Raw genomic sequence first — 14,312 nt, 5'->3', positions numbered from 1 at the left:
AAATGAATTTAGCAGAACGTTACCGGCAGGTGCGGCAACGCTCCGAATATATTTGCAGTCCGCTGCAAACTGAGGATTACGTTGTTCAGCCCATTGAGGATGTAAGTCCTCCTAAGTGGCACCTGGGCCATACCACCTGGTTTTTTGAGACCTTTATACTTAAGCCTTACATATCTGCTTATAAAGAGTTCAATACCGAATACAATTACGTTTTCAATAGCTATTATGAGAGTGTAGGCAGCCGCGTTATCCGAACAGATCGCGGTAATTTGAGCCGCCCCACCGTGATTGATATTTACAGCTACCGCAAGTATGTTGATGAGGCGATGTATCATTTTTTATGTGGTGATATACCTGCCGATGTTCAGGAGTTGTTGATCCTTGGTTTTAATCACGAAGAACAGCACCAGGAGCTATTGTATACGGATATCAAATATATCCTTGGTCATAATCCTTTGTTCCCCGCCTATTCTCATGAATATAAGGTGCCGCATTACGAAAGAGCGGCCGGCGCGGAATTTATACAAGTGCCCGAAGGAATTTACGAAATAGGCTTTGAGGGCGAGGGCTTTTGTTTTGACAACGAGCTTAACCGCCATAAAGTTTACCTGAACGCTTACCGGATCAGCCCTAACCTGGTTACCAATGCCGAATACCTGGAGTTTATAAACAGCGGTGGTTATCATGATTTCAGGCACTGGCACTCCGAAGGCTGGGCATGGGTTAATACCAACAAGGTGGAATCGCCCTTATATTGGTACCTGATAGACGGGCACTGGCATCACTACACCTACCACGGTTTGCAACCGTTAGATATGCACGGGCCGGTAACGCACATTAGTTATTATGAGGCTTATGCCTATGCCGCCTGGAAGGGGATGCGCTTGCCTACTGAATTTGAATGGGAAGCCGCTGCCGCTAAGTTTAACTGGGGCCAGCGTTGGGAGTGGACCGAAAGTTCATACCTGCCTTACCCGGGTTTTTCAAAGGCGCCCGGCGCTATCGGCGAATACAATGGCAAGTTTATGGTGAACCAAAAGGTTTTGCGCGGCGCATCGGAGGTTACACCGCCGGGGCATAGCCGGGCCACCTACCGAAACTTTTTTCAAACCGGTTTACGCTGGCAATTTACCGGCATACGCCTCGCATTATAATCCTTAAAAAATCATCAACCACCATGATACTTACACCCGCCGTACCTGAAAAACAACCTGAAAGCCATTGCAGCCAGTTTTTGCACGATGTATTGGACGGCTTAAGCGCCACGCCAAAACATCTGCAATCAAAATATTTTTATGACGAACAGGGCGACAAGCTTTTCCAGGAAATTATGAACTGCCCCGAGTACTACCTCACCGGCCTGGAGATGGAAATATTCACCCAGCAAACCGATTTGTTGGCCCACACCATCCGTAAAGGCGGAGAGCCGTTTGATTTGATTGAGCTTGGTGCAGGCGATGCCACCAAATCTATTCACCTGTTACGGAAGCTGGTGGAGCAGGGCGCACAATTTGAATACATGCCTATCGATATTTCGGGGCATGTCATCAGCGAATTGGAAGTCACCCTTCCCGTAAGCGTACCCGGCCTTAAACTCACCGGCCTTGAGGGCGAATATTTTGAGATGCTGGCGAAGGCTTCGGCTATATCTGATCGCCGTAAGGTAGTCATGTTTCTGGGGTCGAACATAGGCAACATGCCTGTTGAGGATGCGCAGGAATTTTGTAACAGCTTAAGGCAACACCTTTCAACAGGCGATATGCTGTTGATGGGTGTAGACCTGAAAAAAAATCCTAACATCATACGCGCGGCTTATGATGATAAGGGCGGCATTACCAAAGCGTTCAACTTAAACCTGCTTACCCGCATTAACCGGGAGCTGGGCGCTGATTTCGACCTGTCGCAATTTGACCATTTTTGCAGCTACGATCCGGAGACCGGCGCATGTAAAAGCTACCTGATCAGCCTAAGTGAGCAAGTAGTAAAAATCAATGGCAAAAGCATCCGTTTTGAAAAGGATGAATACATCTGGATGGAAATATCACAAAAATATACCATTGACCAGGTAGACGAGATGGCCGAAAAGGCCGGCTTCGCCCCCGCCGATCATATTTTCGACAGCAAGCACTGGTTTGTTGACGCGATGCTGGTAGCTATATAATAATTTAATGATACCGGCGGTAAACACCGCCGGTATCAAATGTTATTTATCGCCGTGTAAACTATAAAGATAATCAGACGGAGACATGCCGAACTGCTTTAAAAAGTTACGCCCGAATTGCGTTTGTGAGCTGTAACCCACCATGTCTGATATTTCGTAGATCTTAAATTTTCCTTCGCTTAGCAACTCAGCGGCGCGTTTTAACCTGCCGAGATTGATCAGTTCATTAGGTGTAAGATCAGATATTGATTTGATCTTACGGTAGAGGGTAGGGCGGCTCATATTCATCATGTCAGCCAGGTGCTCCACATCCAACTCCTTATTATCCAGGTTTTTGATGATAAGCTCGTTCAGCTTTTCCAGAAAAACCTCGTCGGCGCGGTTATGGGCAATTGTTTTAATATGTGTCAGCGGCGATTTAGCAAAGTATTGCTTTACCTTATTGCGGTTACGTATCAGGCAGGCTACCTGCACCTGCAAATATTCAGGCGAAAATGGCTTCTCGATATAAGCATCAGCACCCAGCTCAAGCCCCTCAATTTTTGATTGAAGCGTGTTTTTGGCCGTCAGCAGTACAATAGGTATGTGCCCAAGTTCAAATTCGGCTTTAATAGCTTCGCAAAGCGCAAAGCCATCCATCCCTGGCATCATTACATCACTGATAACGAGATGTACTATTTGCTCGCGCAAAATGTTAAGCGCTACTATACCATCAGGCGCTGTTATCACCCGGTATTTATCACTCAGATCCTCGGAAACAAATTCCAAAATCTCCTCGTTATCATCCACGAGTAAAACAACCGGTTTTTCAAGATCGGCATCGCCGGTCTGATAAGCAGCCGGGCTTAATACTTTTTCCATTTACCGCTTAGGTTAAATTCTATTAATTGGTGTACAGGCAGTGTTAAAGCAAATATAGTAAATCGATTTACATATCCAACTAATTCTAATCTTCCCTTATGCAGTTCCGCTAAGGATTTGGATATAGATAAACCGATACCCGTTCCTGGTTGCGAACCATGTTCATTAACCCTGAAAAAGGGTTCAAATATCTTGTTGCCCAGTTCGGGTGGCATTGCCTTACCATCATTACGTACTTCAATTGTAAAGGTTTCATGGTCGTTAGCTACCCGCATCAGCTCAACCTCAACCCGGCTGTCGCTGTATTTAATAGCGTTATCCAGCAGGTTAGTTATAATTTTAGTGAAACCTTCCGGATCTACGTAGGCTTGCAGCCCCGTTTCAGGTATTAGCAGCTGGTAGTTTAAATTACGATGCTCGGCAGCTAACTGAAAGCGGGTGTAAATATCCGTAAGCAATTCAGGTATATCTACGTTTACAAAATTTAGCGAGAAGCCCTTTGCTTCTGTTTTACGGAAATCGAGCAACTGGTTGGTAAGCGCAAGCAGGCGACCGGTATTGCGGTCAATTATCCGCAGGTTTTTTTCAATGTCAGGCACTTCAACTGCTTTTTTCATTACCTTTTCCATAGGCCCTTTAATCAGCGTGAGCGGGGTTCGTATCTCGTGCGCCACATTGGTAAAAAATTCAATTTTGGCTTCATATATCTCGCGTTCCTTTTCATTTTCAAAAATCTCCATCTGCCTGCGGTGCTTGGCCCGTAGTTTACGGTTATACCGGTTTATCAGCACAATTACGGCGGTCATCAATAGCAGGGTATATACCAGGTAGGCGGTATTGCTTTTCCAAAAAGGTGGCAGAATTTTTATGATAAGGCGCGCTTCTTTGTTATTCCAAATGCCGCTACTGTTGGCCGCCTTTACCCTGAAGGTGTAAACCCCGGCAGGCAACTCGGTAAAATAAACCTTCCGGTTGGTTTTAATATAGGTCCATTGATTATCCAGCCCGTCCATACGGTAGGCGTATTCAAGTGTTCCAGGTGAGTTGTAACTCAATGCGGAAAAGTCAATACTGAATGATGAGCTTTTATAATTCAGCACGATTTTGCGGGTAACCAGTATAGAGCGTTTAAGCGGCGAACCGTTTTGTGCTACGGCAAGTTCGCGGTTGTTTACCTGAAAGCCGGTTATGTAAATGGGGGGCGCACCCGTATTGGTAATAAACCCGTCAGGATTAAAACAAATCATACCCTTTACACAGCCAAAAAACATGCGCCCTGTTTCATCCTTATAAGCGGAGTTGTAGTTAAACTGATCGGTAAGTAAGCCGTTGGCCTTGGTGTATACGCGTATTTTTTCTGTAGCCAGGTCAAAGTTTACCAAGCCTTTTGAGGTGCTTATCCATAACTGTTTGCGGGCATCCTCTAAAATGCTGTATATCAAATTACTGGGCAGCCCATCGTTAAGGGTGTACTGTTTTACTTTCTTTGTTTGGTGGTCGTATCTGAATAGCCCTGATTCTGTAGCAAACCACATCCGGTTATCCGAGTCTTCAAATATGTTGGTTATCCGCACTTTGGTCATATCAACATTTAGCAAACGGGTGATGGAGCCGCTGCTGCCGTCGGCATTAAGGTAATATATACCATTTCTGAACGTGCCCGACCAGAGTGTACCCTTGCTATCCTGCATCAGAGCGGTTATAAAAGCGGACGCGGGCATGTGCGGGAGCAGCATAAAATCATCATCCGGCTTGTTATATTTATATAAGCCGGTTGGCGTGCCAACTAAAATATCGCCAGCCCGGGTCTTGAACATGCAAAAAATAAAATTGCTCTTCAGCTGGTGCGGGCCGGAGCCCGCGTTGTAATGGCGGATCACCCGCTCGGTATGCAGATCCATTACATCAAGCCCATGTTCAAAAGTGCCTATCCATAACTCATTACCCGTAATAAGCAAGCCGTGCAAATTTGTATTGGCAATGCCCGAGCGGCCGTCGCCGGGGCGGTAATTAATGAACCGCTTGGTTTTAATATTGAATTTGTTAAGTCCGGCATCTTCGGTGCCAATCCATAGGTTTCCGTCATAGTCGCGGCAAATTTCACGTACAGCGTTCCCACTGATAGAGTTTTCGCCAATACGCGGGAAAAACTTTTCAAAAAAAGTGTAGCGGGGTTGGTAATAATTAACGCCGCCAAAATAAGTGCCGGCCCAAATACCACCTTCATTGTCTTTAAATAAGGTATATACAGCGTTATCTGCCAGTGAGTAGGGATTGTTGTACTGCTTGCGCAGATTTACCAATTTTTGGGTTTTATCGTGATATATAAATATTCCTGATTCGGTGGCTATCCACAGTTCGTCAGCGGAAACGCGTAAAAAATTGCGTGCAAAAATATCTGTACCGTTTTCGTTCCGGGTAACCAGGTCTTTTGATTGATGTGTGATGGTGTTAAAAATCTTAACGCCCTGGTTTGATGCTCCAACAAGCAAGCGGCCAGGGCCATCGCTGCTTATGTTCTCTATCCAGTTTGATACCGACCTGTTGTTGAGGTTGGATAACGCTCTAAACGGTGTAAATTTATTTGTGCGCTGATTATAACGTTGCAAATAACCATCAGCTGTTGACACCCATACGTCTCCCTCGGATGATTGGCACACGTATGTGGCTGTAAAATTATCACGAAACGATGTAACGGAATGGTTGGTAAGGTTATAACGAAATAACGCCGGGCCGGATACTATCCACAGGTATTTACCTTGCTTCAATACGCTCTCTATTGCCTGCTGCGGAATGCCGGATAAAAAAATAAATCGCTCGCTTTCCCAATCATACCGGTATAAGCCGTTTTCGGTACCTACCCACAAAATGCCGTTGTCATCCTCGTAAAGCGTGGATATAAAATTGCTGCCCAATGTGTTTTTGTCATCCGGATCGTTACGAAAAGTTTTAAAGGTATAGCCATCAAAGCGGTTGAGGCCATCCTTTGTGCCAAACCACATAAAACCGCGGCTATCCATAATACTGCATATAACCGCGTTGTTTGATAAGCCCTGCTCAACCTGGTAATGGGTAAAATAATAAGATTGCGCAGTGCTGTTTAAACAGATCAACACTAAACACGAGAGCAGTAATAGTTTAACTTTCAATGGTGATTTAATGGATAGCTATACCAAATATAGTTAAAGAGCTTTATTTATCAGCATCAGGAGGGACTTGAATCATTCAGAATTTGAGACAATTTGCTGAAATATTGATACAAAAGCGATAGGCTATCAAAGCGTTAAATAATCATCTTTGAAATAACCATTACTACAAGCGGGTAACCGTTAAATTAAACTTTTGCTCAATTAAGGCATACGCAGGTATGTTCAAAAATAGCCCCGATAACAAGCTTGCTGTGCGTTATCGGGCTTTTGTGTTATTGGCTGGCGCTTAATTTTTTGTTGAGCCACGCACCACCAGATCGGCCGGGATCTGCATCTTGATCTCTGAAATGTCCAGCTTATCATCATGCAGGCGCGAGAGCAGCAGGTCAATAGCTGATTTTGCGATTTGATACGTCGGCTGTTTAACGGCGGTTATACCCGGCGGGTATAGCTCAAACAACTCATTATCATCAAAGCTAACCATGGCTATATCATCAGGTATGCTTAACTTTAAATCGTTAATGGCTTGTAAGCCCATTGACCCGAGATAGTTGGTGCTGAAGAAAACCGCGTCTATCTTTTTATTCTTCTTCAGAAAGTCTTTTATTGAGGCAATGGCCTGTTCTTTATCACTACCGAAAGGTACTTTAAAGATCAGCTTGGCATCTTCCTTTAAGCCGCCCGCCTTTACCGCGTCGCGGTAACCGGAAATGCGCTCTTCAAGCTGCACCAGATCAAGGTTTGGAGTAACGTAAGCAATGCTTTTATAGCCTGATGTAATGAGCGATTCTATGGCTGCAAAAACGCTATTATAGTTATCAACCAATACATGCGGGATGTTCAGTTCAGGGAAATAGCCGTCTATCAATACAACCGGTTTACCATTGTTAACAATGTTCTCAATATCACTTTCCAGGCCCTTCATGGGTGTTACAATATAACCGTCAACCAATTGGTTTGACAGCATCTTGATTACGTTTTTGCCGGTTTGCACATTGTTGTTGGTGCTACAATAAATAACGCCGTATCCTGCCTTTTCTGCTTCCTCCTCAATTACCTTGGCCATAGCGCCAAAAAAAGGCCCGCCAATGGTTTCCACAATTAGGCCGATAACTTTTGATACCCCTGTACGCAAACCTACAGCCATGCGGTTAGGTTCGTAACCATTTTTAGTGGCCACGTCAAGCACTTTCTTTTTTATTTCGTTACTGATGCGGCCTTTGCCGTTTATTACAAAAGATACTGTAGTTATGGAGGTGTTGGTAAGCTTGGCAATATCCTTTATAGATATCTTCTTTTTATTATCGGCCATCTTGTTTAAAAGCTGTAATCGTTGGTTGTGCTGGTTAATAAAATAATACGCAAGATAGCTTTTAACGGTTATAGTGCGAACTTATGATGATAAGTGTAAAAATAACTTTTATTATAACTTACACAATAGGCAGAACGTATTTGTGTTGATGTTGCATTTTTTGTTTATTTTGTTAATTCAATCTAAATAAACTTAAATGAAAAAGCTCTTTATACTTTTGTTTGTTCAGTTTGTCAGCCTGGCGGTTATAGCGCAATCAAAGCTTGAGCAAGACAGGCAGGCCATCCGCGCATTGGCAGGTTTTTATAAGGTAACTTTTAATTACGCCGAAACATTTGCGGCCGATACGGCTTACAAATTTCATCCGCGCTACCATTCATGGGGTTACGAGTGGGCGGTTATTGAAGAGGATTCACCCAAAAAAATAGTAATACAGCATTTACTGGTAGTGGGAGACAGTACCGTAATAAAACACTGGCGTGAGGATTGGCAATATGAAGAGCCAACTATGCTGGCGTTTGATAAAGATAATACCTGGAAAAAATTTAAACTAAAACCGGCGGAGGTAAAAGGCCGCTGGGTGCAAAAGGTTTATCAGGTTGATGATAGTCCGCGGTACGAGAGTATTGGCACCTGGGTACACGTTGATGGCCGCCACCAATGGCAAAGCGAAACGGATTCGCCGCTGCCACGCAGGGAGTTTACCAAACGTAGCGACTATAACGTATTGCGCCGAGGCAACCGCGTGTATCTAACACCCGTGGGCTGGATGTTCGAGCAGGATAATAAGAAAATCATCCGCTCGGCCACGGGCGATAAATTATTGGCGCAAGAGAAAGGCTACGAAGAATTTACCAAGGCTGATGAAAAAGAGTTTGCCTATGCCAAACAATGGTGGGCGAGCCAAAAAAGCTACTGGGCTGATGTGCGCAAAGTATGGGATGACTTGTACGCCAAGAATACCATAGTTAAGATAAACCAGAAAGCCGACGGAAAGCTGCTGTTTGAAAAGCTTTTTGAACTGGGCGATCAATCCGTAAAAGAAAAATGGAACTCAGCCAAAAACAAACAGGAAGTTGAGAAAGCGATTAAAGGGCATTTAATTTAGGAGCGGTAGCAGTAGCAGCTTAAAATATGTACTGCTACTGCTTCTTTCCAAATCTATTGACCGAACATACCGCCCAGACCACCGAACATGTCTTTGGCGATGGCTGCGGTTTCAGCCTGGCTTACGTTATCTGCCTGCTCAAGGGCTTTGTTGAGGGCTACAACCAGCAATTCCTCAATTTCTTCCCTGTCGGCATTGGCATAAAACTCCTCATCAATAGCAACGGATTGTATAACCTTGTTTCCGTTAGCTGTTACCGTTATTTTACCACCCTCGGCAGTGCCGGTAACGGTGATGCCATCTAATCTCTTTTTTACCTCGCCAGCCTTTTGCTGGGCTTCAAATAATTTATCAAACATAAGTTCTAAAGTTATCTGTCATTGCGAGCGATAGCGAGAAATCTGCCAGCGTTCATTATCACGCGAATAGATTTCTTCTCTTACCTCGTCGAAATGACAGGGTGTTGTGTTATTTAAATATCTTTAAAGCGTGTCGTTTCGACTTAGGAGAAATCAGCCTGCGTTCATTACAAAGCGGTGGATTTCTCCTCGTACTCGTTCGAAATGACAAGGGCTTTTTTAAAGCTCCCTTTTTAGGGGCCGCCGGGGCTCCTAATCTTCCGCCGCATCACCCTGCCCGGTGTATGCGTTTTTACGTACAATAGGCATGCCTGTTATTTTAAACAGGTCATCAAGCTGCAGCAGGCTGCCGTTGGCTAAGTTAGATAACAGCACAATGGTTACATCGTTTTTTAGGTCGCGCAAATAAATATGCCTGAAACCATGCCACCAGCCAGTATGATATACCACTTTCTCATTCGGGCCATCAAATATACGCCAGCCGTAGCCGTAACTAAAATGCCCGCGCAGCAGGGGGTTATGGGCCGTGTAGGCCGAATCCTGCGTTTCTTTTTTCAGTAGGATACCGGCACGCAGGGCACGGTCAAATAAAAACAGGTCGCCAACGGTGCTATACACCCCTTTATCACCAACCGGGCCATCCAGAAAATTTTGGGCTACCGAGTAACGCCATTGGCCACGATCGTGCCCTACAACATCAACCGGAATTTTTTCGTACACCGCTTTTGAGTAAACTGCGGTATGGTGCATCCCGGCAGGGTCAAAAATATTCTCCTTCATAAACTCAGCATAGCTTTTACCGCTCACCTTTTCAATGATAGCGCCCAGCACCATGTAATTGGAGTTGTTGTAATGAAAATGCTTGTCAGGCTTTGTAAACGGGCTGGGCTTGTACTGGGCTATAAGGTTCATCACGTCTATATTGGTCATGCCCTTGCGCTGGTCGCGGTGCTCTTTGCGGTAAAGGTCGTCGGTAAAATAAACGTAGTTCATCATACCCGACCGGTGCGTAAGCAGCAGTTTAACTGTAATGCCATCGTACGGAAAGTTAGGGAAGAACTCTTTAACATTTTGATCAAGCTTTAGCTTACCCTGCTCAACCAGCATCATAATGGCGGTGCCCGTCATGGTTTTGGTAACCGAGGCCAGCTCGAATTTTGAGCCCAGCTTTAAGCTGTCCCTTATCAGGTAATTAGCCCAGCCGAATGATTTTTGGTAGATGATCTTTCCCTTTTTTGCTACCAGCACGTTGCCGTTAAAAAAGCGTTTTTTATGCAGATGCTGCATAAACTCATCTATTTTTTTATCTTCTTTTTTAGGGTCGTATTTTAAAAGCGCTACGGTATCAAAGTTCACCTTTTTACCATCGCGGGTGGTGGCTTTCTTTTTGTCGGATGAGCACGAAGCGAATAATATTAAGCACAGGGCAGAAGCAGAAAAACACTTGATCACAGATCTCATATACAATATATCCAGTAGATAAAACGAGGGCGAAAAATAGAAATTATACAGCACCTGAATGACAATTGTTTTTAAATGTTATTAACATTGAGGTAAACATTGATTGACACGGACTGACGTTTGACCCGGATATTAAAATATTGTATATTAAATGAATGCCTGCAAAACCAAGTTAAACCTGTTTTTTGTACAATTGCAGTATGAAGCTTACGCAAGCCCGAACGGTACCTTTTTTTATCATAGCTATTGTTATCGCCCTTGGCGGATGCCGTGAAAAACCCAAAAAAAAGGTTGATGTAAAGCCATCATTTAAAAAGGTTTGGGGCATAAAATACACCGAAATAAAGCGCTGGCTGGCTAACGGGTTAACCTTTGATAAAAGTGGCTACCAACTGGAACCGGAGTGGAAGCTTTCTTTCCCTTCGGATGATTCTGCAAACATATTCAGCCCGGAGCGTAAGGTGTTCTATAACTTTCCGGTGACGTATGATCATGATTCGATTGTGAATATGGCACGGGCCTGGCTGCGGGTAAAAAAAGTAACCAAGGACAGCCTGGTATTTCAGATACTCAAGGTAGAAGGAACAACCATTTACCTGGAAGAATCTCAAGTGTACATGACTTTGTATGCTAATGATTACATCAAAAACGTATTAAAAACCGATGCCAAAACGCTGATGCGGCCATCAAAAGCTGATACGGCATTTATTATGGCACGCGCTGAGTATGTAAACACCCACCCCGACACGGCCTTTGCCGCCCGTGAGCCGGTGCAGTTCATCAGCAAATCGTCCAACATCAAGGTTGAAAAAGTTGAGGTACATGCCCAGGCCATCCGGTATGATAATGTTGACCCCGAGGATGCCTATATGTACCCGGAGTATAATATCACCATAAAAAAGGCTTACAGCGATTTTAATTACACTTTTGCCGCTTTTGTTGATGCCAGCGGCGGCCTGCATTTTAATAAGCCCCTTATGGCCATATTGCCCGACTACTACGAGCAAAAGGTTAAGGTGATGAAAGGTGTTATGGATGGCTACTTAAAACTGTACCTTACTACACTGCCCGGCACCACTTTAGGCATACCTCATACCAGCAGGGTGATATTGCGGGTAAAGGGTATAAAAGGCTAATTACTTATTTGCATTTAGCGAGGTGGGCCGTGTACTCGCCAATAAAATTGTTACGGTAGCCTTGATACTCGGCGGCAGTTTTAAAGTGGCTTTTGGCGGGTTCAATATTATTAAAGTACAGGTAGATAATCGTGTTATCGCCCGGGAAGATGACGAAAATACCCAATGTTTCGCCCTCACTAATATCTGCCCGGCTTAAGCCATGAGCCTTGTAGCCATTATAATCAAGCTCCAATAATTTCCCGGTGGTTTCCATGCCGGTTGTTTGCGCGTTGAGGTAACTCAGGTTAGCCAGCACATTCTTTTTATCCTGCTCATAATTTTCAGGTTTGCTTAGCTCTGCCTTAAGATTCACAAATGGCGCTTTCTTTTTGTTGGTGTAGATTATCCGGTACCCATCTGTTACAGTGATTGGTATTTCGCCCGCTTCAGTAGCCAGTGTACGGGTATTATTGGCGTCGGCTGGTAAACGGTCAGTGGGTCCGGCTTTTAGGTCGCCAGCTTTTTTAAGGGAAAGGTAGCATGGCTTAACGCCTTCCGGCGGGGTAAAAGCACATAGGGTGACGAATGTTAGTAACGCTATTAAAATTACCGGCTTTTTCATGATGAGGTATAAATGAGTTGTGTTTTGCTTAAAGACGAGCGATATATAAATAACGTTGCAACCTAATGCAAAAATTATAAAGTAAGCTATCAAAATTCTGAAAATATATTGCCGCGTAGTTTATATAAGGGTTAACTTTGCCCAGCAAAAAAATACATCCTTATGAGTTTCAGAATTGAACATGATACCATGGGCGAGGTAAAAGTGCCTGCCGATAAATACTGGGGAGCGCAAACCGAACGCTCACGCAATAACTTTAAAATTGGTCCGGAAGCATCAATGCCGAAGGAAATTATTGAGGCATTCGCTTACCTTAAAAAGGCCGCCGCCTATACCAATACCGACCTGAACGTACTGCCTGCCGAAAAGCGCGACCTGATTGCACAGGTATGCGATGAGATACTTGAAGGTAAGCTTGACGCTGAATTTCCGCTGGTGATCTGGCAAACGGGTTCGGGTACGCAGTCAAACATGAACGTTAACGAGGTGGTGGCTAACCGCGCGCACGTGCTGCAAGGCAACAAACTGGGCGAGGGCAAAACCTTTATCCACCCGAATGATGATGTGAACAAATCGCAATCATCAAACGATACTTACCCTACCGCTATGCACATTGCTGCATACAAAATACTGATCGATGTTACCATCCCGGGCATTGAAAAGCTGCGCGATACGCTGAAAGCTAAATCTGAAGCTTTTATGAACGTGGTAAAGATAGGCCGTACCCACCTGATGGATGCTACGCCGCTTACGCTGGGGCAGGAATTTTCGGGTTATGTTTCACAGCTGGATCATGGTTTGCGCGCTTTGCGTAACACTCTGGCTCACCTGAGCGAGCTTGCCCTGGGCGGTACTGCCGTTGGTACCGGTATAAACACTCCGCAGGGTTATGATGTAAAGGTGGCTGAATACATTGCACAATTTACCGGCCTGCCATTTATCACGGCCGAAAATAAATTTGAAGCCCTGGCCGCGCATGACGCTATTGTAGAAAGCCACGGTGCTTTAAAGCAAATTGCCGTTGCGCTGATGAAGATTGCTAATGACATCCGTATGCTGGCTTCGGGCCCGCGTTCAGGTATTGGCGAAATCCATATTCCTGATAATGAGCCGGGTTCATCTATTATGCCGGGTAAAGTTAACCCCACCCAAAATGAGGCGGTAACCATGGTTGCGGCACAGGTTATGGGTAATGATGTAGCCATATCAGTAGGCGGATCAAACGGCCATTACGAGCTGAACGTGTTTAAGCCGGTTATGGCAGCCAACTTCCTGCAATCAGCCCGTTTAATTGGTGATGCCTGCGTATCATTTAATGATCATTGCGCGGTAGGTATTGAGCCAAATTACGACGGCATCAAAAAACACCTCGAAAATTCATTAATGCTGGTAACCGCGCTTAACCCGCACATTGGTTACGAGAACGCGGCCAAAATTGCCAAGAAGGCATTGAAAGAAAATAAATCATTACGCGAAGCGGCCATTGAACTGGAGCTGTTAACCAGCGAACAGTTTGACCAATGGGTTCGCCCCGAAAACATGATCGGCAGTTTAAAATAAGCTGCGGCAAGTATCAATCCTCTCCTGCGCACAGCACGAGAGGATTTTTATTTCTACACTGATGTATGTGATGATGCGTATAAGACCGCTGTTAAAATTATTGCCGTTTATTGTATTACTCATGGCCGTAGGTTGCACGATGAACACGCCGGTTCAAGGCAAAGGGGAGGCATACCTGCAGGGCGAGTGGCAGCAGGATAACATCCCAGGTGAGCGAAAGCTACTTAATTACTCGCTGTCGAAATTTAGGTTTACCTGCGATTCGTTTTACATCGCCATCAATACTATAAGCCGGGTTAACAGCGGGGCCGATAGCTGCATGAACAAGGGCCGCTGGACGGAATATATTAAAGGCCGCTACGAGCAAACCGGCGATGCCCTGCATTTGCGCGGCGTATTTGTTAATGCTGATGGCTCATTAAAGGATAACAAAACCTGCTTCCGTTTCGGACCGTACGAAACGTATTATAAAGTAGAGACCCGGAACGATTCGTTGCTAACGTTCAGCAGTTCAACAACGGTACTGCCAATACAGGCCAGGCTGGTAAAGCGAATAACCTGCACTCCAAAAGCCTTACAATACTAAGCATCGTAACAAAAA

General features: G+C 44.8%; 12 protein-coding genes. 6 read left to right on the top strand and 6 right to left on the bottom strand.

Annotated elements, in window-relative coordinates; genetic code table 11:
* The first annotated feature begins 2 nt into the window (after nt 1–2).
* Nucleotides 3–1,154: an ergothioneine biosynthesis protein EgtB gene (gene egtB, locus ABD960_RS18160; protein WP_345333416.1), complete on the top strand. Its 1,152-nt coding sequence runs from the start codon at nt 3–5 to the stop codon at nt 1,152–1,154.
* Nucleotides 1,155–1,177: 23 nt separating this feature from the next.
* Nucleotides 1,178–2,161 (top strand): L-histidine N(alpha)-methyltransferase, encoded by a 984-nt coding sequence (gene egtD, locus ABD960_RS18155; RefSeq protein ID WP_345333414.1) that lies wholly within the window; start codon nt 1,178–1,180, stop codon nt 2,159–2,161.
* 42 nt (nt 2,162–2,203) lie between these two features.
* On the opposite strand, the gene ABD960_RS18150 is transcribed toward egtD, so the two are convergent.
* From ABD960_RS18150 to ABD960_RS18140, 3 genes are all read right to left on the bottom strand, one after another.
* Nucleotides 2,204–3,022, bottom strand: a complete 819-nt coding sequence (locus ABD960_RS18150; RefSeq protein WP_345333412.1) for a response regulator transcription factor — start codon at nt 3,020–3,022, stop codon at nt 2,204–2,206.
* Nucleotides 3,007–6,171 (bottom strand): ligand-binding sensor domain-containing protein, encoded by a 3,165-nt coding sequence (locus tag ABD960_RS18145; protein ID WP_345333410.1) that lies wholly within the window; start codon nt 6,169–6,171, stop codon nt 3,007–3,009. Before ABD960_RS18145 ends, ABD960_RS18150 begins: the two co-directional genes overlap by 16 nt.
* Before the next feature lie 286 nt (nt 6,172–6,457).
* On the bottom strand, nt 6,458–7,483 hold the full coding sequence (locus ABD960_RS18140; RefSeq protein WP_345333408.1) for a LacI family DNA-binding transcriptional regulator: 1,026 nt from the start codon (nt 7,481–7,483) through the stop codon (nt 6,458–6,460).
* 196 nt (nt 7,484–7,679) lie between these two features.
* Here ABD960_RS18140 and ABD960_RS18135 point away from each other — a divergent pair, with 196 nt between their 5' ends.
* Entirely contained in the window at nt 7,680–8,591 is a 912-nt protein-coding gene (locus ABD960_RS18135) for a DUF6607 family protein (RefSeq protein ID WP_345333406.1), read from the top strand.
* Nucleotides 8,592–8,644: 53 nt separating this feature from the next.
* On the opposite strand, the gene ABD960_RS18130 is transcribed toward ABD960_RS18135, so the two are convergent.
* The gene (locus ABD960_RS18130) at nt 8,645–8,950 is read right to left on the bottom strand and encodes a YbaB/EbfC family nucleoid-associated protein (protein ID WP_345333404.1); all 306 of its coding nucleotides are present in this window, start codon (nt 8,948–8,950) and stop codon (nt 8,645–8,647) included.
* Nucleotides 8,951–9,202: 252 nt separating this feature from the next.
* Entirely contained in the window at nt 9,203–10,411 is a 1,209-nt protein-coding gene (locus tag ABD960_RS18125; protein ID WP_345333402.1) for a serine hydrolase domain-containing protein, read from the bottom strand.
* Nucleotides 10,412–10,611: 200 nt separating this feature from the next.
* On the opposite strand from ABD960_RS18125, the gene ABD960_RS18120 reads away from it, so the two are divergent.
* Nucleotides 10,612–11,547, top strand: coding sequence for a hypothetical protein (locus ABD960_RS18120; protein WP_345333400.1), 936 nt, complete (start codon nt 10,612–10,614; stop codon nt 11,545–11,547).
* A gap of 4 nt (nt 11,548–11,551) precedes the next feature.
* Here the strand turns inward: ABD960_RS18120 and ABD960_RS18115 are convergent, their stop codons facing one another.
* Nucleotides 11,552–12,151, bottom strand: coding sequence for a hypothetical protein (locus tag ABD960_RS18115; RefSeq protein ID WP_345333396.1), 600 nt, complete (start codon nt 12,149–12,151; stop codon nt 11,552–11,554).
* A 162-nt stretch (nt 12,152–12,313) separates the two neighbouring features.
* Here ABD960_RS18115 and fumC point away from each other — a divergent pair, with 162 nt between their 5' ends.
* On the top strand, nt 12,314–13,711 hold the full coding sequence (fumC, locus tag ABD960_RS18110) for a class II fumarate hydratase (protein WP_345333394.1): 1,398 nt from the start codon (nt 12,314–12,316) through the stop codon (nt 13,709–13,711).
* Between the two features lie 139 nt (nt 13,712–13,850).
* On the top strand, nt 13,851–14,297 hold the full coding sequence (locus tag ABD960_RS18105; protein WP_345333392.1) for a fumarate hydratase: 447 nt from the start codon (nt 13,851–13,853) through the stop codon (nt 14,295–14,297).
* The last annotated feature ends 15 nt before the right edge of the window (nt 14,298–14,312 follow it).

This window comes from Mucilaginibacter defluvii, assembly GCF_039543225.1.
Lineage (GTDB): Bacteria > Bacteroidota > Bacteroidia > Sphingobacteriales > Sphingobacteriaceae > Mucilaginibacter > Mucilaginibacter defluvii.
Note: the sequence above shows the minus strand (reverse complement) of the source record. Positions and strands in the feature narration are given on the sequence as shown.

What these genes read in the sequence shown, in the direction of transcription:
- egtB (WP_345333416.1), top strand. Translation starts at nt 3, where the DNA reads ATGAATTTAGCAGAACGTTACCGGCAGGTGCGGCAACGCTCCGAATAT.
- egtD (WP_345333414.1), top strand. Translation starts at nt 1,178, where the DNA reads ATGATACTTACACCCGCCGTACCTGAAAAACAACCTGAAAGCCATTGC.
- ABD960_RS18150 (WP_345333412.1), bottom strand. Translation starts at nt 3,022, where the DNA reads ATGGAAAAAGTATTAAGCCCGGCTGCTTATCAGACCGGCGATGCCGAT.
- ABD960_RS18140 (WP_345333408.1), bottom strand. Translation starts at nt 7,483, where the DNA reads ATGGCCGATAATAAAAAGAAGATATCTATAAAGGATATTGCCAAGCTT.
- ABD960_RS18135 (WP_345333406.1), top strand. Translation starts at nt 7,680, where the DNA reads ATGAAAAAGCTCTTTATACTTTTGTTTGTTCAGTTTGTCAGCCTGGCG.
- ABD960_RS18130 (WP_345333404.1), bottom strand. Translation starts at nt 8,950, where the DNA reads ATGTTTGATAAATTATTTGAAGCCCAGCAAAAGGCTGGCGAGGTAAAA.
- ABD960_RS18125 (WP_345333402.1), bottom strand. Translation starts at nt 10,411, where the DNA reads ATGAGATCTGTGATCAAGTGTTTTTCTGCTTCTGCCCTGTGCTTAATA.
- ABD960_RS18120 (WP_345333400.1), top strand. Translation starts at nt 10,612, where the DNA reads ATGAAGCTTACGCAAGCCCGAACGGTACCTTTTTTTATCATAGCTATT.
- ABD960_RS18115 (WP_345333396.1), bottom strand. Translation starts at nt 12,151, where the DNA reads ATGAAAAAGCCGGTAATTTTAATAGCGTTACTAACATTCGTCACCCTA.
- fumC (WP_345333394.1), top strand. Translation starts at nt 12,314, where the DNA reads ATGAGTTTCAGAATTGAACATGATACCATGGGCGAGGTAAAAGTGCCT.
- ABD960_RS18105 (WP_345333392.1), top strand. Translation starts at nt 13,851, where the DNA reads ATGAACACGCCGGTTCAAGGCAAAGGGGAGGCATACCTGCAGGGCGAG.